This window comes from Corynebacterium sp. UMB2355A, from assembly GCF_033877495.1.
GTDB lineage: Bacteria > Actinomycetota > Actinomycetes > Mycobacteriales > Mycobacteriaceae > Corynebacterium > Corynebacterium pseudogenitalium.
Window position 1 is genome coordinate 1,854,959 of the sequence record NZ_CP138855.1, and the last position, 23,676, is coordinate 1,878,634.

Annotated in this window: 23 protein-coding genes and 1 pseudogene; 12 read left to right on the forward strand and 12 right to left on the reverse strand. The window is 62.9% G+C overall.

Going from position 1 to position 23,676, the window contains the following annotated elements; translation table 11 throughout:
* Positions 1-180 precede the first annotated feature (180 nt).
* The 4 genes from prpD to R0V12_RS08735 all read left to right on the forward strand — a co-directional run bounded on the left by prpD (position 181) and on the right by R0V12_RS08735 (position 7,471).
* Complete coding sequence (gene prpD, locus R0V12_RS08720; protein ID WP_320072481.1) at positions 181-1,692, forward strand: 2-methylcitrate dehydratase PrpD; 1,512 nt, start codon at positions 181-183, stop codon at positions 1,690-1,692.
* Position 1,693: 1 nt separating this feature from the next.
* The gene (gene prpB, locus R0V12_RS08725) at positions 1,694-2,614 is read left to right on the forward strand and encodes a methylisocitrate lyase (RefSeq protein ID WP_320072482.1); all 921 of its coding nucleotides are present in this window, start codon (positions 1,694-1,696) and stop codon (positions 2,612-2,614) included.
* A 51-nt stretch (positions 2,615-2,665) separates the two neighbouring features.
* The gene (locus R0V12_RS08730) at positions 2,666-3,826 is read left to right on the forward strand and encodes a bifunctional 2-methylcitrate synthase/citrate synthase (protein ID WP_070362990.1); all 1,161 of its coding nucleotides are present in this window, start codon (positions 2,666-2,668) and stop codon (positions 3,824-3,826) included.
* Between the two features lie 195 nt (positions 3,827-4,021).
* Positions 4,022-7,471: a pyruvate carboxylase gene (locus R0V12_RS08735; protein WP_240492740.1), complete on the forward strand. Its 3,450-nt coding sequence runs from the start codon at positions 4,022-4,024 to the stop codon at positions 7,469-7,471.
* A 17-nt stretch (positions 7,472-7,488) separates the two neighbouring features.
* Here R0V12_RS08735 and R0V12_RS08740 read toward each other — a convergent pair whose 3' ends face one another.
* Positions 7,489-7,986: a GNAT family N-acetyltransferase gene (locus R0V12_RS08740; RefSeq protein WP_070362988.1), complete on the reverse strand. Its 498-nt coding sequence runs from the start codon at positions 7,984-7,986 to the stop codon at positions 7,489-7,491.
* 64 nt (positions 7,987-8,050) lie between these two features.
* On the opposite strand from R0V12_RS08740, the gene R0V12_RS08745 reads away from it, so the two are divergent.
* Complete coding sequence (locus R0V12_RS08745) at positions 8,051-8,953, forward strand: chymotrypsin family serine protease (protein WP_320072483.1); 903 nt, start codon at positions 8,051-8,053, stop codon at positions 8,951-8,953.
* Here R0V12_RS08745 and R0V12_RS08750 read toward each other — a convergent pair.
* From R0V12_RS08750 to R0V12_RS08770, 5 genes and pseudogenes are all read right to left on the reverse strand, one after another.
* On the reverse strand, positions 8,940-9,425 hold the full coding sequence (locus R0V12_RS08750; protein WP_070362986.1) for a GNAT family N-acetyltransferase: 486 nt from the start codon (positions 9,423-9,425) through the stop codon (positions 8,940-8,942). The two genes, R0V12_RS08745 and R0V12_RS08750, sit on opposite strands and share 14 nt — an antisense overlap.
* A 3-nt stretch (positions 9,426-9,428) precedes the next feature.
* Positions 9,429-11,202, reverse strand: a pseudogene (locus R0V12_RS08755) (acetyl/propionyl/methylcrotonyl-CoA carboxylase subunit alpha).
* Positions 11,203-11,338: 136 nt separating this feature from the next.
* Complete coding sequence (locus tag R0V12_RS08760; RefSeq protein WP_311475203.1) at positions 11,339-12,022, reverse strand: hypothetical protein; 684 nt, start codon at positions 12,020-12,022, stop codon at positions 11,339-11,341.
* A 545-nt stretch (positions 12,023-12,567) separates the two neighbouring features.
* Complete coding sequence (locus tag R0V12_RS08765; RefSeq protein WP_168156198.1) at positions 12,568-12,738, reverse strand: hypothetical protein; 171 nt, start codon at positions 12,736-12,738, stop codon at positions 12,568-12,570.
* A gap of 346 nt (positions 12,739-13,084) precedes the next feature.
* Positions 13,085-13,951, reverse strand: a complete 867-nt coding sequence (locus R0V12_RS08770; RefSeq protein ID WP_284804163.1) for a sulfurtransferase — start codon at positions 13,949-13,951, stop codon at positions 13,085-13,087.
* Positions 13,952-14,246: 295 nt separating this feature from the next.
* On the opposite strand from R0V12_RS08770, the gene R0V12_RS08775 reads away from it, so the two are divergent.
* Positions 14,247-15,305, forward strand: coding sequence for a Cj0069 family protein (locus R0V12_RS08775; protein WP_070477676.1), 1,059 nt, complete (start codon positions 14,247-14,249; stop codon positions 15,303-15,305).
* A gap of 38 nt (positions 15,306-15,343) precedes the next feature.
* On the opposite strand, the gene R0V12_RS08780 is transcribed toward R0V12_RS08775, so the two are convergent.
* From R0V12_RS08780 to R0V12_RS08800, 5 genes are all read right to left on the reverse strand, one after another.
* Positions 15,344-15,739 (reverse strand): DUF3151 domain-containing protein, encoded by a 396-nt coding sequence (locus R0V12_RS08780; protein WP_070477678.1) that lies wholly within the window; start codon positions 15,737-15,739, stop codon positions 15,344-15,346.
* A 5-nt stretch (positions 15,740-15,744) separates the two neighbouring features.
* Entirely contained in the window at positions 15,745-16,338 is a 594-nt protein-coding gene (locus R0V12_RS08785; RefSeq protein ID WP_284817647.1) for a Maf family protein, read from the reverse strand.
* A gap of 3 nt (positions 16,339-16,341) precedes the next feature.
* The gene (locus R0V12_RS08790; protein WP_070362979.1) at positions 16,342-16,545 is read right to left on the reverse strand and encodes an acyl-CoA carboxylase subunit epsilon; all 204 of its coding nucleotides are present in this window, start codon (positions 16,543-16,545) and stop codon (positions 16,342-16,344) included.
* A gap of 15 nt (positions 16,546-16,560) precedes the next feature.
* Positions 16,561-18,087 (reverse strand): acyl-CoA carboxylase subunit beta, encoded by a 1,527-nt coding sequence (locus R0V12_RS08795; RefSeq protein WP_320072484.1) that lies wholly within the window; start codon positions 18,085-18,087, stop codon positions 16,561-16,563.
* A 105-nt stretch (positions 18,088-18,192) separates the two neighbouring features.
* Positions 18,193-18,615: a DoxX family protein gene (locus tag R0V12_RS08800; RefSeq protein ID WP_070477684.1), complete on the reverse strand. Its 423-nt coding sequence runs from the start codon at positions 18,613-18,615 to the stop codon at positions 18,193-18,195.
* Positions 18,616-18,646: 31 nt separating this feature from the next.
* Between R0V12_RS08800 and R0V12_RS08805 the strand changes: the two genes are divergently transcribed.
* Positions 18,647-19,369 (forward strand): biotin--[acetyl-CoA-carboxylase] ligase, encoded by a 723-nt coding sequence (locus R0V12_RS08805; protein WP_320072485.1) that lies wholly within the window; start codon positions 18,647-18,649, stop codon positions 19,367-19,369.
* 10 nt (positions 19,370-19,379) lie between these two features.
* On the forward strand, positions 19,380-19,841 hold the full coding sequence (locus R0V12_RS08810; protein ID WP_246814899.1) for a hypothetical protein: 462 nt from the start codon (positions 19,380-19,382) through the stop codon (positions 19,839-19,841).
* Here the strand turns inward: R0V12_RS08810 and budA are convergent, their stop codons facing one another.
* Positions 19,842-20,579: an acetolactate decarboxylase gene (gene budA, locus R0V12_RS08815; protein WP_320072486.1), complete on the reverse strand. Its 738-nt coding sequence runs from the start codon at positions 20,577-20,579 to the stop codon at positions 19,842-19,844.
* 57 nt (positions 20,580-20,636) lie between these two features.
* Here budA and R0V12_RS08820 point away from each other — a divergent pair, with 57 nt between their 5' ends.
* The 4 genes from R0V12_RS08820 to R0V12_RS08835 are packed head-to-tail and all read left to right on the forward strand — an operon-like array spanning position 20,637 to position 23,487.
* Complete coding sequence (locus R0V12_RS08820; protein WP_256041924.1) at positions 20,637-21,800, forward strand: 5-(carboxyamino)imidazole ribonucleotide synthase; 1,164 nt, start codon at positions 20,637-20,639, stop codon at positions 21,798-21,800.
* Between the two features lie 18 nt (positions 21,801-21,818).
* Positions 21,819-22,319 carry a 5-(carboxyamino)imidazole ribonucleotide mutase gene (gene purE, locus R0V12_RS08825; protein ID WP_070362972.1) on the forward strand — a complete coding sequence of 167 codons (501 nt, stop codon included), beginning with the start codon at positions 21,819-21,821 and terminating at the stop codon, positions 22,317-22,319.
* Positions 22,312-22,791 (forward strand): YdcF family protein, encoded by a 480-nt coding sequence (locus R0V12_RS08830; protein WP_071572702.1) that lies wholly within the window; start codon positions 22,312-22,314, stop codon positions 22,789-22,791. The genes purE and R0V12_RS08830 overlap by 8 nt, the downstream gene beginning before the upstream one ends.
* Positions 22,792-22,851: 60 nt before the next feature.
* On the forward strand, positions 22,852-23,487 hold the full coding sequence (locus tag R0V12_RS08835) for a DUF305 domain-containing protein (protein ID WP_070477692.1): 636 nt from the start codon (positions 22,852-22,854) through the stop codon (positions 23,485-23,487).
* The last annotated feature ends 189 nt before the right edge of the window (positions 23,488-23,676 follow it).

The following is a 23,676-nucleotide window of genomic DNA, read 5'->3' on the forward strand; positions in this document are numbered from 1 at the left end:
GTCTCCCATTTTGTATGCATGTACTGCGTAGTTAACAGAATTTGCACAAGTAGCAGAATTTGTACGCAGAAGTTTACATGCAAAAATCATGGCCCGCATCACATTTGGCTCCCTAGTATGAGCTGCAACATCAACGAGGTTTCGCGGTAGCGGAACTACAACGAAGACGAAGGAGCCAAGATGATCGAACACAACGTGCGCACGCACCGTTCGGCAGAAGATTTCCCGATTGAAGAGCACCTCGCATACAAGATCGCCAAGGTTGCAGCAGACCCGGTAGAGGTTCCAGCTGATACGACTGAGATGATCATCAACCGCATTATCGACAATGCCTCGGTCGCCGTCGCTTCCTACGGTCGCCGCCCAGTCGCGACCGCTCGCGTGATGGCGGAGGCCCACCCGGTCGCCGAAGGCGGTGCGCAGATTTTTGGTGTCGACGGCTCCTACTCCGCAGAGTGGGCCGCATTCGCCAACGGTACAGCGGTCCGCGAGCTGGACTTCCACGACACCTTCCTCGCGGCGGAGTACTCCCACCCGGGTGACAACATTCCGCCGATCCTCGCAGTAGCACAGCACAAGGGCCTCGACGGTAAGGCGCTGATCCGTGGTATCGCGACCGGCTACGAGATCCAGGTCAACCTGGTCAAGGGTATTTGCCTGCACGAGTGGAAGATTGACCACGTGGCGCACCTCGGTCCATCGGTTGCGGCGGGTCTGGGCACCATGCTGGACCTGGACGTCGACACCATCTACCAGGCGGTTGGCCAGGCGCTGCACACTACGACTGCGACGCGCCAGTCCCGCAAGGGCCTTATCTCTTCCTGGAAGGCGTCCGCTCCAGCATTCGCGGGCAAGATGGGCATCGAGGCCGTCGACCGCGCGATGCGCGGCGAGGGCGCACCCGCTCCGATCTGGGAAGGTGAGGACGGCTTCATCGCGTGGATGCTGCACTCCCCAGAGCGCACCTACGTTGTGCCGCTGCCGGCGGACGGTGAGGCGAAGCGCGCGATCCTGGAGACCTACACCAAGGAGCACTCGGCTGAGTACCAGTCGCAGGCCCCGATCGACCTGGCGCGCCGCATGAAGCAGACCATCGCGGATGCAGGCAAGTCCACCGCCGATATCGAGTCCATCGTGCTGCATACCTCGCACCACACGCACTACGTCATCGGCACCGGAGCGAATGACCCGCAGAAGATGGACCCGAAGGCATCCCGTGAGACGCTCGACCACTCGATTATGTACATCTTCGCCGTAGCGCTCGAGGACGGCACGTGGCACCACGTCGATTCGTACGCACCTGAGCGCGCGAACCGTCCTGAGACGGTCACGCTGTGGCACAAGATCTCCACGGTGGAGGACCCAGAGTGGACGCGTCGCTACCACTCGCAGGACCCGGCCGAGAAGGCGTTCGGAGCAAAGGCCGTCATCACCTTCAACGACGGCACCGTCATCGAGGATGAGATGGCCGTGGCGGACGCTCACCCACTGGGGGCACGCCCGTTTGCCCGTGAGCAGTACATCCAGAAGTTCCGCATGCTGGCGGAGGGGATCGTCGATAAGGAAGAGCAGGACCGTTTCCTTGAAGACGTGCAGAACCTCGAGGAGCTCACCGACTTGAGCAAGCTCAACATCAAGGTGAACGCGGACGTGCAAGCCAATGCTCCTCAGATCCCAGGAGGGATTTTCTAAGATGCTTGTTCCTGATACAACGCCAAATGAGCGCCGACTGGCGCTGCGGGCCTCACTCGAGTCCACCGAAATTACAAAACTGCCCGGCGCGTTCAATCCGCTGACGGCTCGACTCATCGAGGACATCGGTGGCTTCGAAGGTGTCTACGTCTCCGGCGCGGTACTCGCCAACGACCTAGGCCTGCCGGACATCGGGCTGACCACACTGACGGAGGTCGCGCAGCGCGGCGGGCACATCGCTCGCGCTACGAACCTTCCAGTGCTTATCGACGCCGACACCGGCTTCGGCGAACCGATGTCCGCAGCACGCACCGTGGCTGAGTTCGAGGCCGCGGGGCTTGCCTCGCTGCACCTGGAGGACCAGGTGAACCCGAAGCGCTGCGGGCACCTCGACGGCAAGGAAGTAGTGCCGCGTGACCTGATGGTGCGACGCATCAGCGCCGCAGTAAAGGAGCGCCACGACGATGCATTCGTCATCTGTGCGCGTACCGACGCGGCTGGCATCGAGGGCATCGACTCCGCAATCGAGCGGGCCAAGGCTTACGCAGATGCCGGCGCGGACCTTATCTTTACGGAGGCACTCTATACCGAGAAGGACTTCGAGACCTTCCGCAAGGCCGTCGATATCCCGCTGCTGGCGAACATGACGGAGTTCGGTAAGACCAAGCTGCTCTCCGCCGGAACCTTGCAGGACCTCGGCTATAACGCGGTGATCTGGCCGGTGACCACGTTCCGCCTCGCGATGGGGCAGACCGAGGCCATGCTCCGCGACATCGCGGAAACCGGCACGCAGGAGCCGTGGTTGGACCGCATGCAGCACAGGTCCCGCCTGTACGAGCTGGTCAAATACGAAGATTTCAACCAGTTCGACCAGTCCGTCTTCACATATTCCAAGGACACCTACTCGTCCACGTTCGAGTAATCCCTATCCCGCATCCCTAACCCAATCCCTATCCCGAAAGGACTTCATCCCATGACCACTCAAGAAATCAAGAAGGGCCTCGCCGGCGTCGTTGCGGACTACACCGCAATCTCCAAGGTCAACCCTGAGACGAACTCCCTGCTGTACTACGGTTACCCGGTCCACGAGCTGGCAGAGCACTGCACCTTCGAAGAGGTTGCGTACCTGCTTTGGCACGGCGAGCTGCCTGACAAGTCGGGCGCGGAGGAGTTCCGCCTCGGATGTATGAACAACCGCGACATCGATGAGGAGCTCATCCAGGTCATTAACTACCTGCCGAAGGACTGCCACCCGATGGACGTGCTGCGCACCGCAGTGTCCTTCCTGGGCACCCGCGACGAGTACAAGTTCACCCCGGATGCTGACCACATCCGCAAGATCGGTACCGAGCTGCTGGCGAAGCTGCCGACCATCGTGGCCACCGACATTCGCCGCCGCCAGGGCAAGGGCTACATCGCCCCGAGCAAGGACAAGGGCTTCTCGGAGAACTTCCTCTGGATGGTCTTCGGTGACGAGGAAGGCTCCCCGGCAACCATCCCGTCGGATATCGAGGCATTCGAGAAGACCATGATTCTCTACGCGGAGCACTCCTTCAACGCCTCCACGTTCACCGCCCGCACGGTGACCTCGACGCAGTCCGACGCCTGGTCTGCGATCACCGCGGCTATCGGCGCACTGAAGGGGCCACTGCACGGTGGCGCGAACGAGTTCGTCATGCACCACATGAAGGAAATCGACGACCCAGCCAACGCGGAGCAGTGGTGCCTGAACAAGCTGAAGAACAAGGAGCTCGTCATGGGCTTCGGCCACCGCGTGTACAAGAAGGGCGACTCGCGCGTGCCGACCATGGAAGCCGCGTTCAAGAAGCTCGCCGCGGAGCACAAGGACCAGGGCGCCGAGAAGTGGGTGGAAATCTACGACATCATGGCGAAGACGATGTACGAGAACACGTCCATCAACATCCGCCCGAACCTTGACTTCCCGTCCGGCCCGTCCTACTACATCCTGGGCTTTGACATCGAGTTCTTCACGCCGTTGTTCGTGATGAGCCGCATCACCGGCTGGACCGCGCACATCATTGAGCAGTACGAGAACAACTCGCTGATTCGCCCACTGTCCGCGTACAACGGCCCGGAGGAGCGTCACCTGGACGGCACCTACCAGCCGCAGTAAGCCAGAACGACGGGTGGTCTGCCTTTGGGGCGGACCATCCGTTTTGTTTGTTTTTATATGAGAGGCGTTGACCGCTGACCCCAACTTGGGGGGTAATCGCTATGGGAACAGATGCAATTGTGCATTTTCCCGTGGTGTGGCGCCAACCTGCGTTAGGATTGTCAGGCCAACCAAATAACATTCAAACTGTCACGCATGTCACAGTATGGAAGGATTGCATCGATGGAGCAGCTCCCCCTGAATGACCTCCCGGCATTCAAAAAGATCTTGGTAGCAAACCGTGGCGAAATCGCGGTTCGTGCCTTCCGCGCAGCATTTGAGACTGGCGCAAAAACCGTCGCGGTGTACCCGCGCGAGGATCGAAAGTCCTACCACCGACCGTTCGCCGACGAAGCCGTACGAATTGGTGTTGAGGGCCAGCCAGTCAAGGCGTACCTGGACATCGACGAAATTATCCGTGCGGCGAAAGAGACCGGCGCCGATGCAATTTACCCGGGCTATGGGTTCCTCTCGGAGCGCGCAGACCTTGCGCGCGCTTGTCGCGACAACGGCATTAAGTTCATCGGCCCAAGCCCAGAGGCGCTTGAGCTGACTGGTGACAAGGCGGCCGCTGTGCACGCTGCTGAGCGCGCCGGGCTGCCGACGTTGAAGGACTCCGAGCCGTCAACTGACCCGGCGGAGCTCGCCGAGATTGCGAAGGAATTCACCTTCCCGGTCTTCGTCAAGGCAGTCGCCGGTGGTGGCGGGCGTGGTATGCGCTTCATCGAGAAGATCGAAGATGTCGAGCGCCTCGCAGCAGAGGCATCCCGCGAGGCGGAGGCAGCGTTTGGCGACGGCCACGTGTACCTCGAGCGCGCGGTCATCCGCCCGCAGCACATTGAGGTGCAGATCATGGCGGACTCCTACGGCAACGTGGTGCACCTGTTCGAGCGTGACTGCTCGCTGCAGCGCCGTCACCAGAAGGTCGTCGAGATCGCTCCGGCACAGCACATCACGCAGGAACAGCGTGAACGCATCTGCCAGGACGCGGTGAACTTCTGTAAGGAGATCAACTACGAGGGCGCCGGTACCGTCGAGTTCCTCGTCGACGAGCAGGGCAACCACGTCTTCATTGAGATGAACCCGCGTGTCCAGGTGGAGCACACCGTCACCGAGGAAATCACCGGCGTGGACATCGTGAAGAACCAGATGTACATCGCTGCGGGCGCGAAGCTCGAGGACGTGCACCTGACCCAGGACCTCATCGAGATGAACGGTGCGGCGCTGCAGTGCCGCATCACCACGGAGGACCCGAACAACGGGTTCCGTCCGGACTCCGGCGTGATCACCGGCTACAGCTCCCCGGGTGGCGCGGGTGTGCGCCTCGACGGCTCCGCGAACGTCGGTACCGAGATCACCCCGAACTTCGACTCCCTGCTTGTGAAGATGACGTGCCGTGGCCGTAACTTCCAGGTTGCCGTCGACCGCGCACTGCGCGCGCTTAACGAGTTCACCGTCACCGGTGTCTCCACCAATATTGGCTTCCTGCGCGCGCTGCTGTCCGACGAGGACTTCCGCTTCAAGCGCATCAACACTGGCTTTATCAACGATCACCCGTTCTTGCTTGAGGCTCCTGCCGCGGCTGACGATGCCGGCAAGATCCTCGACTACCTGGCGAACGTGACCGTCAATAAGCCAAACGGCCCACGCCCGACCTCGATTCGTCCTTCGAAGAAGCTGCCGGAGTTCGACTACGGTGACCTGCCGCGCGGCTCCCGCGACGACCTGCTGGAGCTCGGCCCGACGAAGTGGGCGGAAAAGATCCGCAACCAGACAGCGCTTGGCGTGACCGAGACGACGTTCCGCGATGCGCACCAGTCGCTGCTGGCAACCCGCATCCGTACGAACACGCTGGTCGCTGCGGCGAAGCACGTCGGCCACATGACGCCACAGCTCGCCTCTGTAGAGGCGTGGGGCGGCGCCACCTACGACGTGGGCATGCGCTTCCTGCACGAGTCTCCGTGGATGCGTCTCGACGCCCTGCGCGAAGCCATCCCGAACGTGAATATCCAGATGCTGCTGCGCGGCCGCAACACCGTGGGCTACACCCCATACCCGGATTCGGTGACGAAGGCGTTCGTGAACGAGGCGGCGTCGTCAGGCATTGACATCTTCCGCATCTTCGACGCCCTCAACGACGTTTCCCAGATGCGCCCCGCTATCGAGGCTGTTCTGGAGACCAACACCACCGTCGCCGAGGTTGCGATGGCGTACTCGGGCAACCTGCTCGACCCCGCCGAGGACATCTACACGCTGGACTACTACCTGCGTCTGGCCGAAGAGATTGTCGACGCCGGCGCGCACGTCCTGGCGATCAAGGATATGGCCGGCCTGATGCGTCCGGGCGCTGCCGCGAAACTGGTCAAGGCGCTGCGCGAGCGCTTCGACCTGCCTGTTCACGTGCACACCCACGACACGGCTGGCGGCCAGCTAGCGACCTACCTGGCGGCCGCTAATGCTGGCGCGGACATTGTGGATGTGGCGTCGGCACCGCTGGCGGGTACCACCTCGCAGCCGTCGCTGTCCGCACTCGTTGCTGCGTTCGCGAACACCGAGCGTGACACCGGCATTGACCTGCAGGCTGTCAGCGACCTCGAGCCGTACTGGGAGGCCGTGCGCCAGGTTTACGCTCCGTTCGAATCTGGTATTCCGGGCCCGACTGGTCGTGTGTACAAGCACGAAATCCCGGGCGGTCAGCTTTCCAACCTGCGTACGCAGGCGAAGGCGCTGGGCCTGGGCAACCGCTTCGAGCTCATCGAGGACTACTATGCCGCGGTGAACGAGATCCTCGGTCGCCCGACGAAGGTCACGCCGTCGTCGAAGGTTGTCGGTGACCTTGCGCTGCACCTGGTGGGTGCGGGCGTGGACCCGAAGGACTTCGCGGAGAACCCGCGCAAGTACGACATCCCTGAGTCCGTCATCGGCTTCCTGCAGGGAGAGCTGGGTACGCCTCCAGGTGGCTGGCCGCTGCTGCGCGACAAGGCGCTCGAGGACCGCCAGGAAGTCGACCACACGGTGGACGTGCCGGAGGAACTCGCTGGTGACCTTGACTCCGAGGACCACGTGACGCGCCGTGCTGCGCTGGACCAGCTGCTGTTCCCGAAGCAGTACAAGGAGTTCCTGGAACACCGCCGCACCTACGGCATCACGGACCATCTGTCGGACCGCACTTTCTTCTACGGCCTTGTTGAGGGTGAGGAGACGATGATCTGGTACGGCGAGCTCGAGGACCACCTGCCTCCGCTCGTGGTGAACCTTGACGCCGTGGGCGAGCCCGATGAGAAGGGCATGCGCCAGGTGATCTTGACGGTGAACGGCCAGATCCGCCCGATGCAGGTCAGGGACGAGAACGCCGAGTCCACAGTCGCCGAGGTGGAGAAGGCTGATCCGTCGCAGGAAGGCCACGTTGCGGCACCGTTCGCTGGTGTGGTGAACGTGACCGTCAAGCCTGGCGACGAAGTCAAGGCCGGCGACCAGGTTGCTTCTATCGAAGCGATGAAGATGGAGGCCGCGATCTCGGCGACGAAGGACGGCACCATCGAGCGAGTCGCCTTCACGCAGGCAACCAAGGTGGAGGGCGGCGACCTGGTCGTCGTGATCTCCTAAAGGGTTTCTCGCCGCAGTTAGCCGACGTTGCAGTCAAACACCATGACATTGGCAACGTCGGCAACCGTGGTGAAGCCGAACTGCTCGTAACGGTGGCGCGCACGCTCGTTGTCTGGGTCAACCCAGAGAGCGACGCGGGGCGCGCCTTGTTGCGCTGCAAGCTCAATGACTGCGCGTAGCAGTTTCGAGCCGAGCCGGTGGCCTGCGAAGCGGCGTTCCACCGCGATGGCGAGCTCCGGCACGTCGGGGCCGAGGTTTGCGTGGCCTGCATCCGGGTCATCCCAGTAGCGCAGCCACACGCCACCGGCGGGGGTACGGAACTCATCGCAGGCGATAATGCCGCCGTCGCGCTCCGGGTCCCAATGGTCCACGTAGTCGGTCACCCCGAGGCGCTCCTCGTGCCCGACGGGCGCGGTTTCATCGCCGAATACGTCCGCAAGAAAGTTCAGGCGCTGCAGGTACATGCGGTCTGATTCGGTGGCTTGGCGTAGAGTAAACGACTTGTTTTGTGTCATGGTGCCACTGTAACGCGACTACTACGGATAGGCGCAGCCAGGGCCGTGCGGTACCCTGTGGCCTATGCGAGGAGGAACTGCACGCGGCATCGGGGCCGTCACTGTGGCGTTGTCCCTTGGCATCTCACACGGGGCTGCGGTCGCTGCGCCGGTAGTGCAGCAGGGGGGTCTGATTGTTGTTGGTAGCAACGTGAAATGCACCGTCGCGATGAATGACAAAAACCAGGGCGTGAGCTACACCAGCGCCCACTGTGGCAGCAACGGGGATCGTGTCACCGTCCAGGGGGCCGAAGGCCTCACCGGAACGTTTATCCCCTCGCCGTTATACCGCGATGAGGAGGATTACACCGCGAACGACTGGGCCATGGTGGTCTGGGACGACGGCGTGGCCCTCGGCCCGAACTGGCTCAGCGGAGACACCCTTATTTCCCCGGACGCGACGCTGACCTCGAAGGATCGGGTGTGTACATACGGCGGGGTGACGAAGGCGAAGCGCTGCGGCTCGTTCGCTGCGCGCCTCGGCAACACGGTGTTCAGTACGCTCCCAGATGGCCAGGCAGGCGACTCCGGTGCACCCGTGTGGGTCGAAGGCAAAGGAATGATCGGGCCGTACTCGGGCGTGAGCAACATCTCTTCATCGTCGGGCGTGCGCGGGCTTTCCCGCGCGGTTCACCCGGAAGACGGCCGCGACTACGGCAGCGATGACGAAATCGAGGTGCTCAAGCGCTGGTTCCATATCGACGGCCCCGTGGTGCACACCGCCAAGCGCCCAGTAGAAACGGCTGCGAACGCAGGGGCGCAGTTGGGCAAGCGCCTGGACTCGCTGTCCTCCGAGGATGACTCCGCAGTGCGCGGTGTGTTGCCAGTCGTGCTGGCAATCGTGTTGGGCGTACTCGTCGCCGCGGCACCCGACATCGTCTCTATCGTCGAATCGTGGCGCTCAATCGCAGCGGCTAGAGGTCAATAACCATCGTGCCCGGGTGTGGGGCATCGGCAACATCCCGGAAGCCGAATTTCTCGTAGACGTGGCGCGCTTTGGGGTTGTCGGCGTCGACAGATAAAGCGAGCTGTCGCGCACCCTTGTCGCGCGCGAGCTCGCAAGCCTGCTCAATCAGCGTGCGTGACAGGCCCTTGCCCTGCGCGCGGGCCTCAATCGCGATGGCGAACTCGGGGATATCCGGCCCAAGGTTTGCCCACCCCACGGCGGAGGTATCCTCCCAGAACCGCAGCCAGATCGCCCCGGCCGGTACGCCGAGGGCGTCGTAGACGATGACGCCGCCGTCGCGCTCCGGATCCCAGTCGCCGATGTAGCCTGCGGCGTAGGTGGGGTAGTCACTGAACAGTTCGCTCGATTCATCACCGTGCGCCTCGGCGAGGAAGTAAATACGCTCGAGGTACGTGCGGTCGGACTCGGTGGCCCGACGGAAACTAAAGTCCATGGGCTACTTCAACTCCATGAGCGTTGCGCCCTTGGCCGCTTGAGCGCCCTGCTCGGCTGCCAGGCCCGTCACGACGCCATCCTTGTGCGCCTTGACCGGGTTTTCCATCTTCATCGCCTCGAGCACGACGAGGACGTCGCCCTCAGCGACGGTGTCGCCCTCTGCCACGTTGACCTTGATCAAAGTTCCCTGCATCGGCGCCGTCACGGCGTCGCCGGATGCGGCGGTCTTCGCGGCCGATGCGCGGCGCTTCTTCGGCTTGCGGGCAGGGCCCGCACCGGGCACGAGTGCGGAAGGCAGGGCTACCTCGATGCGGCGGCCGTCAACCTCCACGGCAAACACCTGCTTATCGACGCCTGCTTCGCCCTCCACACCTTGATCATCAGCTGCGGTGACGGCTGGCATCTCGCCGTCCCAGGCCTCTTCGAATCCAACGAGTGTAGACGTCGAACGAGGTGCCGTCGCCGATAAAGGCGTCGTGCTCGACCATTGCGCGGTGGAAGGGGATCACGGTCGGGATGCCCTCGACGACGTATTCCGCAAGCGCGCGGCGGGCACGATTCAGCGCTTCCTCGCGCGTTGCGCCGTACACGATCAGCTTGGCCAGCATCGAGTCAAACTGACCGTTAATCGCCGAACCTTCGCGCACGCCGGAGTCCACGCGCACGCCGGGCCCGGCTGGCTCGCGATAGACGTTGATCGGGCCAGGAGAAGGCATGAAGTTGATGGTTGGGTCCTCGCCGTTGATGCGGAACTCAAATGCGTGCCCGCGCGGCGTTGGGGTCTCCGTGATGCTAAGCTGCTCGCCACGGGCGATACGGAACTGCTCGCGTACCAAGTCCAGGTCGGTGGTCAGCTCAGTGACCGGGTGCTCTACCTGGAGGCGCGTGTTGACTTCCAAGAAAGACACCAGGCCGTCAGCGCCAACCAGGTACTCTACGGTGCCTGCGCCCGAGTAGCCGGCTTCCTTACAGATCGCCTCGGCGGAGCGCTCAATGCGCTCGCGCTGCTCATCGGTGAGGAACGGTGCAGGGGCTTCCTCGATGAGCTTCTGGAAGCGGCGCTGCAGCGAGCAGTCGCGGGTACCCACGACCACGACATTGCCGTGCTGGTCCGCGAGCACCTGCGCCTCAACGTGGCGAGCCTTATCCAGGTAGCGCTCCACGAAGCACTCGCCGCGGCCGAAAGCGGCAACGGCCTCACGGGTCGCGGACTCGAACAGCTCCGGGATTTCTTCCCGCGTATGCGCGACTTTCATGCCGCGTCCGCCACCGCCGTAGGCGGCCTTAATCGCGATCGGGAGGCCGTGCTCATCTGCGAACGCAAGGACTTCCTGTTCGTCTGCGACCGGATGTTTCGTGCCGGGGGCCATCGGGGCGTCGACAGCTTCGGCGATCGCACGGGCCGCCACCTTGTCACCCAGCGTGGCGATAGCCTCGGGGGAGGGGCCGATCCAGGTCAAGCCGGCGTCGATAACTTTCTGTGCGAATTCAGCGTTTTCGGCGAGGAAACCGTAGCCGGGGTGAACGGCGTCCGCGCCCGAATCCGCCGCCACTTTGAGCAGCTTCGCCATGTCCAGATAGGTCTCTGCGGCGGTTTCCCCGCCGAGGGCGAACGCTTCATCGGCAAGGGAAACATATGGTGCGGCCGCGTCGCTGTCTGCGTACACCGCAACGGACGCGATGCCTTCATCCTGGGCAGCACGAATGATGCGCACCGCGATCTCGCCGCGGTTTGCAACCAACACCTTGGTCACTTGCTGATTGTGAATAGGCACAAAAAATCCCGTCTTTCTCAAAGAGTCTGAGCTTTGCCGAAATATATCGGATTTTGCCACCCTATGTTACAACTTGCCGGTAGGTCCCAGCGATTCTCATAGCGAGGAGTGCATGAAACGCGTCGCGGGGGCGCGCTTAATCATACGTGCCCAGCAGGTAGCTGACGGGGTAGTCCCAGTGTTCGTGAAACTTCTCTGTGTCTCCCGAGACCGCTGTGACCTCTCCGCCGGTGACGCGGAGTTCTGTAGAGTAGTGGTTGACGAAGCCTTCGGCGGTGTAATTGCCGCGCTCCGACCATTCGAAGACAGCAGCGCCGTCCCCGAGCGGCTCGATGTTGTCGATGCGACCGAAAGCCTTCATCTCTTTGATTGGTTTGCCGTCGACATAGAACGCTACTCCGTCGGTAATGGAGGCGCCGGTGCCAGCTGGGCGGTCCTTGTCCCCGAGTGAGCCGCGGAAGATGATCCAGCTCAGACGCTGACACGGGTCGTAGCGATTGTCGATGTCCTCGATCCAGTAGTTGAAGTCGCTGCCATCATCAGCGGGCATGCGCCCGGGCGTCGAGTTGGAGGGGTATGCCTCGCGTGGATCATTGGGTAGCTGGACACACGCATCCGCATTGTTCTGCTGCACTGGCTGCTTGGCAGGCGATGAGGCGGTGTCAGGGGTGTCTGAGGACGAGGGCTCTTCCACCACGGTGGTCTGTGTAATGGTGATGACGGGTGGTGTGTCTGTTTCGGAGCTGCACGCGGTGAAGGTCAGTGGTGCCAATACCGCGAGAGTGGCAGCTGATGCGCGGTTGAAAAGCATGCGTGTCATGGTTTCGTCCTGGGGTTAGATGAGAGGGGTGTGGTGACGCTGCCTGGGTCGGCGTCGGAAAGCATTTGGCGACAGACTATCAGTTTGTGCTTGTCGACGAGCCAGCGCTTACTGCGTGCCAGGGGGTTCGTGCTTGGCGCCGGAACACACGGGGCACTCGTCCAAGTGCCTGCTTGCCGACGCCACGTGGCACCCCAGCGTTACACTACGAGGCATGCTACGGATGGACGACTTTGCCTCAGTGATCTATTCGGCGGGCAAGGTTTTCGACAACCTCCGTACCAGACGGCTTGCGACTGAGGAGTTCTTGGCAAATGGCAGCACTGCCGGAATCGCCTCGCGGGCTGACTTGCAGCTGCTCCAAGACCTGCAGGACGCTGCACGAATTGCGCTGCGTGCGAAACACGACCGGCAGCCGGTGACCGCCGAGCTTGTGTGCGCACTCAACGCCGCGATCCTATGCGTAGCCGCGGGGTGCAGACACGGGGAAAGTGATTCCTGGCAGCCAACCTGGCAATGGGTTGGAGAGCAGGAGAGACTCAGAATTAGTCTCCGTAGTTCGCGAGGTAACGGATCTTCGGTGTGATCTCCACACGGCCTTTGCCCTCGCGGTGGCGCTTCATGATGAGCTTGGCCGCGGCGATCTGGCCCGCGTTCGGAGGAACGTTGGTCTTTGGGACGTAAAACTCTTGATTAGGGGTACGGCGCTTTTCCATTTATGTCACCTGCTCTCGGAGTCCCAACTCCTGGTTATTTGCTTGATTAATGAATCGACGAGGTCATTCTCATTATTTCCTAGGAAGGGCGCGTCATCAAGCGCATCGATGGCAGCGACACCGATGGCGACGACTTCTGGCTCTTTTGATACGCAAAGGTCCGTCGCCCAACGCAAATTTGAGCCCCACAAACGGGATGGGCTGGGAAGTGGTCCGCCCTGTCCTCGCAAAGCTTGACGTGACCGGTCGTATCACTCTCGCTCAGCCACGACGGCGACTACGCCACCGCCACCTGCCTGATATGTGCTTAGAAGTCCGGTGCGACTGGCCGCCAACCTGTTCTGGCTTAGCGTTCGCCGCGCTCCACTGGCACGCGCACCATGTTTCCCCACTCCGCCCACGAGCCGTCGTAGAGCGAAACCTGCTCGAAGCCGAGCACGTGCTTCAGCACGAACCAGGTGTGGGCCGCGCTTTCGCCGAGCTGGCAATAGACCACAGTCGGTGTAGCAGGGTCGAAGTCTTTATAGACGTGCGCAATGTCGTCCCTGCCCTTGAGGCGCGCGTTCGGGAACACGGAGTTGCCCCACGGCACGTTCACTGCGCCGGGGATGTGCCCGTGGCGCAGAGTATCGACGCCACCATCCTTTGCGGCCGCCTCTGCTCCTGCGTAATGCTCGGGCGAGCGGGCGTCGATAAGCTGGGCGGGGGTTTCCTGCAGCAGCTCAGATGCGAAGGTGCGAAGCGGGGCGTCCTGGCGCTCGACTACCGGGTACTCAGTGCGTGGGTACTCCGGCACCGCGAAGGAGGTATCGCGCTCTTCACCCATCCAGGCGTCGCGGCCGCCGTCGAGGATGCGCACATCCGGGTGACCGAACAGCTCAAAGACCCACGCTGTGTAGGCGGCCCACCAGTTGGAGCGGTCGCCGTAGATCACCACGGTATCGTCGCGGGAGATGCCGCGCGCGCTCATGAGTTCTGCGAAGGCCTCGCCGTCGATAAAGTCGCGCTGCACAGGATCATTGAGGTCGTTGTGCCAATCGATCCGGACGGCGCCTGGGATGTGCCCAATGTCGTAGAGGAAGGCGTCCTCGTCGCTTTCGACCACCCGCAGACCCGGCATGCCCAAGCGTGCAGAAAGCCACGCGGCTGACACGAATCGTTCCGGATGTGCGTAGTTCGCAAACTGCGAGTGATCGTCGAGTTCGATGCTCACGGTGGGTTAACCTCCAATAGCAATGGCCAATAACACAGAGCGAAGTTACTTACTGCCCCTCACCCTACATGTCAAGGAAAATAGGTGACGCAAAATTCCGCAAAAACGGGTCCAGTGTGCGCGGTGTCACTCGCGTGCGCAGGGTGTATTCACGGGGGTTATACGCGGTGTGAACTTGGGCACGTTTTCCCAGGCGAGTGCGGAAAAATTCATCCTGCCAAATAAAGTTACTAATTGGAACATACAGACACCCGTTTCCACCCACAAGGTGGGACAATGACTAGAAAGGTGCCCCATGCATAAAGCTATCGTCGTATTCGAGGTCGAGGGCGGCTCGGATAAGTATTTCGACGGACACCGGAAAGACACCATGCCGATCGTCAACGCGATCAAGGCTATGGGATGGCACGCCGAAGTTGTCTTCTACCGCCCTGAGTGGAAAGACGCGATTTACACCTACGTCTCCGAGAACTTCGACGGTTACATCTCCCGTGTCAACCCAGGCAACATCCCTGGCGGTGAGAAGGGCTACTTCGACCTGCTCACCAGCCTTTCGGTTGCGGGCCTGGTCGGCATGTCCACGCCGGGCGAGATGATGGCCTACGGCGCGAAGGACGCCCTGGTGAAGCTGAAGGACACCGACCTCGTCCCGTCCGACACCGCCGCGTACTACGACGTCGAGACGTTCCACGAGACCTTCCCGACGTCCCTGTCCTACGGCGAGCGCGTGCTGAAGCAGAACCGTGGCTCAACTGGTGAAGGCATCTGGCGCGTCCGTATCGCTGACGAGGACCTCGCGGTCTCCGTCGAGCCAGGCACCGCGCTGCCGCTGGACACCAAGATCCGCTGCACCGAGGCCGTCGACAACCACACCGAGACGCGTGAGCTCGGCGAGTTCATGACCTTCTGCAACCAGTACATCGTTGGAGACAACGGCATGCTGGTGGACATGCGCTTCATGCCACGCATCGTCGAGGGCGAGATCCGCATTCTGCTCGTCGGCCCGCACCCGGTGTTCGTTGTGCACAAGAAGCCGGCAGAGGGCGGCGATAACTTCTCCGCGACCCTGTTCTCCGGCGCGACGTACACCTACGACAAGCCAGAGGCATGGCAAGAACTCATTGACATGTTCGCTGAGGCCCGCCCGGTCATCGCCGAGAACCTCGGCGGCGACAACATCCCGCTCGTCTGGACCGCGGACTTCATGCTGGCCGACGGCGAGAACGGCGAGGACACCTACGTGCTCGGCGAGATCAACTGCTCCTGCGTCGGCTTCACTTCCGAGCTCGACATGGGTATTCAGGAGCTCGTTGCGCAGGAGGCAATCAAGCGCGTCGAGGCGAAGTTCGCCTAGTCGCGTTTAGCCATAGGCGCCATGGCGCCGACCGGGGTTTAGAGGAGCGTAGCGACGCTGTCCGGGTCGGCGTCGGAAAGCATTTGGCGGCAGCGGTCGTACTCGGCGTCGTCGCCGATCGCCTTGGAGGTCAGGGCGAGCATCGCGATAGCCTTGAGCACCGGCACGTTCGCCTCGTGTGAGGCCGGAACCGGGCCCCAGCCCTTCCAGCCGTTGGCGCGCAACCGGTCGAGTGAGCGGTGGTATCCGGTGCGGGCGTACGCGTAGGCGACAATCGTGTCGCCGTCTGCCAGCTCGCGCTCGGCGCGGGCGGCCCACACGGCGGGGGAATCGGGGTGCGCGACGGCGGTGGCGTCGGCAAGCAGGTCGCAGCCGGTGGCTGGGTCTTCTGGGAGGTGGATCGGATCAGGGGCAAGCATGTCGTTGAACTTCATGCCGACTAGGATACCCAGAACTCCGACGCGTCCAGTCCGAAGTGATAGAGGCAGCGCCGCAGCAGCGGCATGGACAGGCCGATGACGCTGGTCGGGTCGCCGTCAATGGAGTCAATAAACCAGGAGCCGAGTGCCTCTAGCGTGAACGCGCCCGCGCACTGCAAAGGCTGACCGGAGCTGGCGTAGGCCACGATGTCGGCGTCGCTCGCCTCGCCGAAGCGGATGGTGGTGCGCACGGTGTCCGTGACCCACTCGCCGTTGTAGGCGACGGCGTGGCCGGTGAGCAGCTCTGCGGTCTTGCCGCGCTGTGCTCGCCACCGCTCGATCGTGGCCTCAACGGTGTGCGGCTTGCCGAGCAGTTGGCCGTCCAGGAGCAGCATGGAATCGCAGCCGACCACGACGTCATCCGGGAACTCGCCGGCGACGGTCTCGGCCTTCGCGCGGGCGAGGGCGGCGACGGTGTGCGCTGGTGGGGCGTCGGCAAGCGAGGCGATCACCGCATCCTCGTCGATGTTGGCGGGCCGAAGCACAGGCTTGACGCCACCCTGCTCGAGCAGCATTCGGCGCGACGGCGACTGCGAGGCGAGAACAATCCGCATGGCTTAGGAGTACGTCGAAGGGGAGAACGCGAGCGGGTTAAACAGCGTCGGCGCATGCACCGGCGAAGGCGCTACGCCCCACAGGTTGCGCTGCCCGCGCTTCGCGGCCTGGGCCTGCTGCTGCAGTTGCTCCAGCACGAGGCGTAGCGCCTCGACCTCCTCGGGGGAGGGGTTGCCTTTCACAACGTCGAAGGGGAGGGAAGACATACGTTCCTTTCGTGGTTACAGCGGCAGGTTGCCGTGCTTCTTCTGCGGCGGATAGACAACCTTGCGCTCCAGCAGGCGCAGGCCCTCCACGACCTGGGCGCGGGTGTCGCTAGGTGCGATGACGGCGTCGACAAGGCCGCGCTCGGTAGCGACGTAGGGGTTGAGGTTTTCTTCCTCGTACGCCTGCGTATCGACGCCCAACGCCTCAGCAGCCGTCGGTGCGTCAGCCAGCGCGATCTGCGCGGTCGGCCACGCGAAGACCAAGTCAGCGCCCAGCCCCTTCGAGCCGAGCACCGAGTAGGCGGTGCCGAGCGCCTTGCGCGTGATCACAGTAATGGTGCCCACCTGGGCCTCAGCGAAGGCGTACGCCAGCGTGGACGCAGCGGACAGGGCGCCTGCCTGCTCCTCCTCGACGGTCGGGACGAAGCCTGGGCAGTCCACGATGTGCAGCAGCGGCAGGTTGAACGCGTCGCAGGTGCGGATGAAGCGCGCGGCCTTTCGGGCAGCGTCGGCGCTCAGGCAGCCAGCGAGCACACTTGGCTGCGTGGCTACGATGCCGAGCGCCCGACCATCGATGTGCGCAAACCCGGTGACGACGTTGCCGGCGTGGGCGCCGCCGAGCTCGTAGAAGTCGCCGTCGGTGATCGTCTCGATGACGGTGGTGATGTCGTATGGCTGGGCGTCCTCGTCGGGAACCAGGGAGTCAAGCACGCTGGCGTCAGCGCCCTCGGCGGCGTCAGCCACGGGAGCAGCCGCGCGGTTGTTCAGCGGCAGGTAGCTCATGAGCTTGCGCACCTCGTCGACAGCCTGCTCGTCGGTGCTGACGCGAATGTTTGCAACACCAGTGGTGGCCGCGTGGACGTCCGCGCCGCCGAGCTGCTCCGCGGTCACCTCGCTACCAGCGACCTTGGAGGCGACGTCGGTTGCGGCCAGGTGAAGGCTTGCGCCATCAACCATGATGCGCATGTCAGCCAGCGGGACAGTGGTGGCAGCAAGCGTGGCAACCTCGCCGGCAACCACGGCGATTTGCGGCAACAGGCCAGAAGCCTGCGTCGCAGCACGCAGGATCTTCGCCTGCATGTGAGCCGTGACGACGCCCTCCTGCCAGCGCGGGCCGAGCGAGTCGTAGAACCCGATTACCGGCACGCCAGTCTTTGCGGCCAGCTCGTAGACTTTGAGGATCTTCTCGGCGTACACCTCGCCGATGCCGCCGTCGAAAATGCTTGAGTCCTGGGAGAACACGCACACGCGACGTCCGTCGATCAGGCCGTACCCCGCCACGACACCGTCTGTCGACGGCTTGGTGCGGTCCATCTTGTACGCCTCGACACGGTGGCGCGCAAGCGCGTCGACCTCCACGAAGGAGCCCGCGTCCAGCAAACGCTCGACGCGCTCCCGCGCGGTCAGGTCTCCCGCTTCGTGGACCGCGTCGATCGCATCCTGTCCAAGCGGCGCGCGGGCCTCATCGAGCCGGTTGCGCAGATCTTGGATGCGGCCCGCTGTCGTCGACATGTCAGGTTTGGAAGAAGATTTATCGCCCATATCGCCTCAGTCTAACTAGCACGGAAAGAAAACCACATTATAAATCGCGCGGCGGGGCCCTTATGTTTCAGGTGCCAGGACGCTAACACGGCACGGGCAACGCGCTTAGCGCATGCTCGGGTCCTTGAAAATGCTCCACGCAGCTGAGATCAGCGGCAGCTGCAGCGGAAGTCGACCGATGCTGATCACCTGCTTTTGCCACGGCTTGTTGCGCCACTGGCGGGCCATCTCGAAGTTCGCAGGCCACACGGCCAGCAAGAGCGCTGCTGCGAAGCCACCACCGAGTTTGCGCAGCTTCGGCGCACGTTTCTGATGCCCGGCGTGCGAAGCCGGGCCAAGCTTGGGCGCGGCCAGCAGCACAGCAGCTGCCAACTCCGCGGCGCCGGACGTGTAGGTATACGTCCGGGCCTCACCTGGGAGGGCCTCGGGAACGATGGAGTCGAAAGGTTCTGGTTTGATGAAGTGCAGGATGCCGGCCACCCCGAACGTCGGGATGAGGGCCTTGCGGAGGAAACGTTGAATCGTCATGTGTCTAACAGTAGCGCTAGATTAGGTCAACATGAATGCTGAAGAACTGAGCAGGCTCCAGCGGGGCGTCGAAAAGTATTGGCCGGTGGTGCGCTGGGTGGAAACCACCGGGTCGACGAACGACGATCTCCTCAACAAAGGCGAACCCGGCACCGTGCTCATCGCGGGGGAGCAGACGGCGTTGCGCGGGCGACTTGGCCGCAAGTGGGTCAGCCCGAAGGATGCGCAGCTGGCGATGAGCATGGTGCTGCCCATCGACGACAACCCGCCACCGTTCGGGCTGCTGTCGATCGCGCCCGGTGTCGCGGTGACCGACGTCGTGCCGCAGGCCCAGCTCAAGTGGCCGAACGACGTGCAGATCGGCGGGAAGAAGCTCGCGGGGATTCTCTCCGGGCTTGCGGACGGGCGCGTAGTGGTCGGCATCGGCATCAACCTCAACTTTGAGCGTGAGCAGTTGCCCATTCCCACCGCAACGGCGCTGAACCTTGAGGGCATCGACGTCGACTTCGTGGACTTCACCACGCAGGTACTGTGCGCGATGGGTGAGCGTTTCGCGCAGTGGCAACAGCGTGACCCGCAGCTGCTCGCCGACTACCGCAAGGTGTGCAGCACGATTGGGCAGCACGTGCGCATTGAGCTGCACAACGGCGAGGTGGTCGGCACCGTCGATGGCGTCAACGACGAGGGCGAAGTGATCATCGACGGCACGACGTACAGCGTCGGAGATGTGCACCACCTCCGGCCGAAACAGTAGGATCTGTGCCGTGCAACAGTCGCGGGTGAAGTTTCAGCTGGCAGAGGGCGAGACCGTCCTCGCCGACACGAACCCGCCGTTAACGAGCCTCATTTTCCCGTTGCTCGAGCTCATCGTGATCACCGGGATCGCCTGGATTGCCATCGGCTGGATGGACGTCACCCCGTTTGTGAACCCCCAGGCGCACAACATCGTGGTTGCGGTGTGGGCGCTGCTGTCGGTGTGGCGCTTCGTGTTGCCGGTGGTTCGCCACCGCCGCCAGCGTTTCCTGCTCACCGACCGCCGCATCCTCGCCCGCTCGGCGCGCGGTGCGGTCGATTCCATTCCGCTGCGTCAGATTCATTCTTTTCGACGCCAGCGCGGCGGGCTGTCCATCGCCCTGTGGGGGTTCGACCAGCCGGTGTTCTTCCCGCAGGTAGGCAAGGCGCGTGCGGTGGAGCGTGCGCTGGACGAGAGCCTGCGCCGCCGCTAACTACTCCTTAATTTCCGTTGTGTGCAGCTGGCTATCCAGGTCGCTCGGGCTGAGACTGCCTGCCTGGAAGTCTGCCGTGATCGGCAGGTGCAGATCCATGTCGGTGGCGGGGCACAGCTCGATGATGGCGTCGTTAATGGTGTAGTCGAGCACGTGGCCGCCGGCTGTGCGGGCGTCGTCAATGAAGTGGACGTGGCAGCCGGGCACCCCGATGCCTTTGGCATAGGCGGGCGTGCGGAAGCCGCCGATGATGCCGTGTACGTCGGTGAAGTGGTGCTCGGTGTCATCGCCGATGGCCTCCGTCATGGGGCGGTACGGTTTCTCCTGCTTGGTCACGGTGCGGGTGACCACCTCGTCGAAGGTGCCGGTGATTCTGACGGCGTAGAAGAAGTTGTGGCTCGGCTCGAGCGCGTCGATGAACTCGGCAAGTTCCGCGCGGCGCATGCCTTTCGGCGCGTCGACGCGGATGCGCGGCACAAAGTTCGTCACGACGGTAAACGGCGTGCGTTGGTCAAGGCTGGCGACGCGCGCTTTGCCGTCGCTGGTGAGCTGGTAGCAGACGCCGTTGAGAATGATCATCTCTCCGTCGAGCCCGTCGAAGGTGCCAAGGCCGAAGTTCCCTTTGCCGAGGATGTCTCCGATGGTCAGTTCGCCTTCGTAGATGCCGTCGAGAAGCGCGGTCATCAGTGAGTTCTGGAAGATGGTGTGGCGAACAATCGCGGGATTCGTTTCAGTCATGCCCACATCGTAGCGCCCATAAGGCTAAGGTAGTTCGTTGTGAGAGACGCTCAAGGAATGCCCAGAGTTGCCGTTATCGGTGACGGTCAGCTTGCCAGAATGATGCACACGGAAGCCATCGAACTTGGACTGCAGCCCAGGGTGCTTGCAGGCGCCCCGGACGCCTCGGCCGCCCAGGTGTTTGGTGACGTCCAGCTTGGTGACTACACCAACTTCGACGACCTGCACGCGACCATTCAGGGTGCCTCGGCGATTACGTTCGACCACGAACACGTCCCAAACGAGTTCCTGCAGCGCCTGCTGGACGAAGGTTACAACGTGGAGCCGCGCCCCCAGGCGCTGATTTACGCCCAGGACAAGCTTGAGCAGCGCACCAAGCTCAAGGAGCTGGGGGCACCGGTGCCGCCGTTTGCGAAGTTTGACTCCGTGGAGGACGCCCGCGAGTTCTGGAAGCTTGTCGACGGCCGCGTGTGCGTCAAGGCGACGCGCGGAGGCTACGACGGGCACGGCGTCTGGTTCCCAGAGACCCTGCAAGAGTGCGAGCAGCTGGTCACCGATCTGCTTGAGAAGGGCGTTGTGCTCTACGCGGAAGAAAAGGTGAACTTCGCCCGCGAACTTTCCGCGATGGTGGCGCGCAACCGGGACGGCGAGGTCAAGGCGTGGCCCGTCGTCGAGTCACGGCAGGCGGACGGCGTCTGCCATATCGCGATTGCTCCAGCGCCAGAACTGCCGGCTGATGTGGCGAAACAGTGCCGTGATCTTGCCACCAATATTGCGACCAAGCTTGACGTTACGGGCGTGCTCGCCGTTGAGCTCTTCGAGTGCATCGGGGAGGACGGGGCGTCGAAAATTCTGGTCAACGAGCTTGCGATGCGCCCGCACAACACGGGGCACTGGACGCAGGACGGCTGCGTGACCTCCCAGTTTGAGCAGCACCTGCGCGCGGTCCTGAACTGGCCGCTCGGGTCCGTGGACACGCTCGAGCCGGTCACGGTGATGGTGAACACTCTCGGTGCGGAGGAGGATCCGCAGATGCCGATGGAGCAGCGCGTCATCGAGGTGATGCGCCGCTACCCGGAGGCCAAGGTGCACCTGTACGGCAAGAGCTGGCGCCCTGGGCGCAAGATGGGACACGTCAACGTCACCGGCTACGACGCCACGTCCACCTTGGCAATTGCGCAGCACGCCGCGCACTTTATTGTTCACGCGAACTGGTACTAACAGGAGGAGAGTTTCTTCATGAACGCACGCGTTGGCCTCATCATGGGCTCGGATTCGGACTGGGACACGGTTGCGCCTGCCGCAGAGGTACTTGCGGAGTTCGGGGTGCCGTTTGAGGTCGGGGTGGTCTCCGCGCACCGCACCCCTGAGAAGATGCTTGCCTATGCGAAGCAAGCACATGAACGTGGCATCCAGGTCATCATTGCGTGCGCCGGTGGGGCAGCCCACCTGCCGGGGATGGTTGCCGCGGCAACGCCACTGCCAGTCATCGGTATCCCTCGCGCATTGAAGGACCTTGACGGGCTGGATTCTCTGCTTTCCATCGTGCAGATGCCAGGGGGTGTTCCAGTCGCGACGGTGTCTATCGGCGGCGCGAAGAACGCGGGCCTGCTTGCTGTTCGGATGCTCGGTGCCGGGGATCCGGAACTAGTGGACAAGATGGCGAAGTACCAGGCCGACATGGCGGCCGAAGTTGAGCGTAAGGATGCCGCGCTGCGCAGCCGGTTGCTGGGTGAGTAGCAGTCCCATCGTGGTGCTGGGTGCGCGAATTGTCGACGGCCACCCGTCGCGCATGCTGCACGCCCGGCTCTGCAGCGCACTGCTCCGCTGGCGGACGGACGCGCACGCTGGCGTGCGGCGCGCCATCGTGGTCACCGGCCGCGGGGAGGCGGCCGTGATGGCTCGCTGGCTTGTCGAGCGCGGCGTGCCCCGTGAACTGATCATTCAGGAGCCCCATGCGTCGTCGACGAACGAAAACCTCGAGCGTACCCGCGCGTTGTTCCCGCACGCGCCGCGGCTGATCGTGGTGACCAGCAACTTCCACGTGCGCCGCACGCGCGTGTGGGCCTGGCACCTGGGGATTCCAGTGGAGATGGTGCCTGCGCGCACCCCGCGCCGCTCCCGGCCGAAGAACTACGCGCGCGAGCTCGTTGCGTTGCCGCACTCCGCGGCGCGGGTTGTGTGGCGACGCCTTATGCACAAAATGCGCTAGAGTACATCCGATGGTGCTACTTTTGGTGCCATGTGCTTCAGTCCTAGGAAGGCTCCATTCATGACACACTTACATCGCCGCATCACCGGCTTGATCACCGTTGCAGTACTGGGGGCCAGCGTGGCTTCATGCGCCGGAGATGGCCAAGACGCCACAGACGCGCCCCAGACCGACAAGGACGGTGCCGCAGTGATTGCCGGGGCCAACCAACCCGCAGAAGTCAATGGGGTCGATTTGCATTTTCTCGCGATGATGACACCGCATCACCAGCAAGCCGTGGACATGAGCGAGATCATCCTGGCCGCCGATGGCATCAGCGAAGCCACCGCGGACTTGGCCGAACGGATTAAAATCGGGCAACAAGAAGAAATCGACACCATGGTCGACTGGGCTGAACAATGGGACCAGGGTGACTTGATGGCACATCACGCCCCACACATTGCCAATGGCATGATCACTCCAGAACAGATGGACCAGCTGAAATCACTTTCGGGCGAGGAAGCAGACACCCGGTTCCTCCAGCTCATGCACTTCCATCACGCGGGTGCCGTTGCCATGACCCAAGACCAAATCGACAACGGCGGCTACCAGCCTCTCGTGGAACTGGCTCAACAAATGGTCGACGTGCAAACCGCTGAGATGCACGAGATGGAACAACTCCTGGAAGCCAGAGGCGAAAGCCTGCTGACTGAGTAACCAACCTGGATAAACGAAGCGGGAGCGCGTTAACCCGGGTATAAGTTCGTAGTGCACCTGTAATACGACTGAAAGGGAACACCCATGACCGCCAACTTCAACGCCGCGCAAAGCAAGCAGACCGCCGACGGCTTCTTCTCCGCGCTTTTCGACTTCTCCTTCTCCCAGTACATCACCCTGAAGTTCGCC